The sequence below is a fragment of the Agrobacterium bohemicum genome, from assembly GCF_001562555.1.
Classification (GTDB): domain Bacteria; phylum Pseudomonadota; class Alphaproteobacteria; order Rhizobiales; family Rhizobiaceae; genus Agrobacterium; species Agrobacterium bohemicum.
The window spans coordinates 1-1343 of record NZ_KQ961048.1 but is presented as its reverse complement, the minus strand read 5'-3'; the positions used below and the strand labels follow the sequence as shown (position 1 = coordinate 1343).

2 protein-coding genes are annotated in these 1343 nt (G+C 52.9%); both read right to left on the bottom strand.

What is annotated here, in order from left to right:
* Nucleotides 1-122: porin (locus ATO67_RS23965; RefSeq protein ID WP_173645953.1), on the bottom strand; the 122-nt coding region annotated here is incomplete at its 3' end.
* A gap of 303 nt (nucleotides 123-425) precedes the next feature.
* Nucleotides 426-1343, bottom strand: a 918-nt coding sequence (locus ATO67_RS22130; protein WP_067654058.1) for a porin, incomplete at its 5' end; no start/stop codon positions are given.

Here is a 1343-nt window from a genome sequence, read left to right as displayed (position 1 = left end):
TCGCAAACGCGAACGTATTCCATTGGTTCTGGCTCAGCAGCGACGATAGCGTCGGCAGCCTGTGCGCCAGATACTGCTGCGAGAGCTGCAGCGGAGCCGATCAAAAGGCTCTTAATGTTCATGGTGACCTCCAAGTCAATTCGTAGGAAACAGCGGGTGGGATGATGCTGTCCTTGAGGTGGATTAAAACCATAACGGTCGAGTCGCGCAATCTTGAACAGGCTGATTTTGCATCAATGACGAACTGTTGCCGCCATGCTGTTGCAACTTGGACACAAATCGACCGCAACTGGGTCGAAGTGTTAATGATGCCTTAAAGGCTATCGACCGAAAAAACTTTTATCGGCGTGACCGGATCATCAACAAAAAACAAAAAACCCGGCTCGAAAGCCGGGTTTTCCATCACTAACCAAAGTTAGATCAGATTAGAATGTGCGCTGAAGGCGAACGAAACCGTTAACCTGGTCGTCGCGACCATCTTCGTCGTAGTAGTTAACTGCGATCTTTGTGGAGAGGCCCTGTGTGATTTTGTAATCAACAGTTACGCCAGCCTGCCATGCGTCACGGTTCGAGAAGTCATCACCGCGACGAGCTGTGCCCGTAGGTACGAACGCTGTACCAGCAGCATTGAGGCCGCCGAGAACGATCGTATCAGCAACGCTACCGAAGTACTGGCCGCCTGGAGTGATTGTCAGCTTGTCAGTTGCCTTGATTGCGTATTCAGCAGCAACAGCCCATTCAGAGTTTGCATAGTAAGCGTTACCGCCGGAAGCCCAAATACCAGCAAGACCAAGGGTACCTGGACCAATGTCAGCAGTACCGATCAGGCGAACAGCGCCCTCTTCCTGGTCCACATCGTAAGAGCCGATCAGCTGAAGTGTTGCGCCGCCGAGCTTCGCACCAACGCCAGCCGTAACACCTACGTTGTTGTCAGCTTCCTGTGTGAATACGCCGAATGTGCCAGCAGGAACCGTAACGGTACCAGCAAAGTTAGCCAGCTGCGAGTTCACGCCTTCAAGTTCGTCAACCGAAATGCCAGCCCAGAAAGAGCCTGCATCGTAGGTGTAGCGAATGGAGTTGAAGAGAGCGTTCGTGGAGAGAACGTCGGACTCACCAGAGAGACCATCATCCCACCAGCTGTAGAACTTACCGACCTTCAGGCCGCCGAGTTCGATGAACGCCTGGTCAACGAATACGGAAGAAGAAGCAGAAGAACCGTTGTCAGCATTGCCACGGAAGCCGATGAAGCCACGCAGAGCGCCGAGCTCGGTGTCTGTCTTTGTGTCAACTTCGAACTGAGCGCGTGTGAACGAATCCCAGTCAGAAGTGCCAGAAAGGTCACG